Source organism: Streptomyces sp. AC627_RSS907 (genome assembly GCF_019049165.1).
The window spans coordinates 1-568 of record NZ_JAGMUE010001363.1; the positions used below are offsets into that span (position 1 = coordinate 1).

Below are 568 nucleotides of genomic sequence, written 5' to 3' on the forward strand. Positions count from 1 at the left end.
GTACAAGCCGCCCCACAAAAACGGCGCAGGATGCTCCGGAAAACCGGTACAGCGTGCACCATAAAAGCGGTACAGGCTGCTCCACATCACTGGTACAGAATGCCCCGGAGGGCCGCCGCGCAACGCACGACAGCCCTCCGTTCCGCCCTTTGCGCGGCCCGCTACAACAGCCCCATCCGCAGCGTGTACACGCCCGCCTGAAAGCGCGAGGTGGCGCCGAGCGCGCGCATGATCTCGGCGACTCGGCGCCGGTAGGTGCGTACGGAAACCGACAATTCCCGGGCTGCGGCCTCGTCGGTGTAACCCTCATACAGAAAGCGCAGGATCTGGGCCCCGGAGCCGCCGCGCAGATACTCGCTAATCTGCTCGTATTCGGTGAGCGGGATTGCGCGCCGCCAGTTGCTCATAAACATGTCGTGCAGCGCCTTGACCACGACGGGGGCGCGGACGAGCGACGCCTGGTTGTCGCCCGCCTCGGGGTCGGAGCGCACCAGCGCGACCCGGTTGTCGATGATGACCAGCCCGCGCTGCGACTCCCCCGCGAGCCGCACCTGGACCGTCTCGGGTG

1 pseudogene is annotated in these 568 nt (G+C 67.1%); it reads right to left on the bottom strand.

Annotated features, from left to right (window positions below):
* Positions 1–161 precede the first annotated feature (161 nt).
* Positions 162–568 (bottom strand): annotated as a pseudogene (locus KUM32_RS41940) (LuxR family transcriptional regulator); the annotation flags it as partial.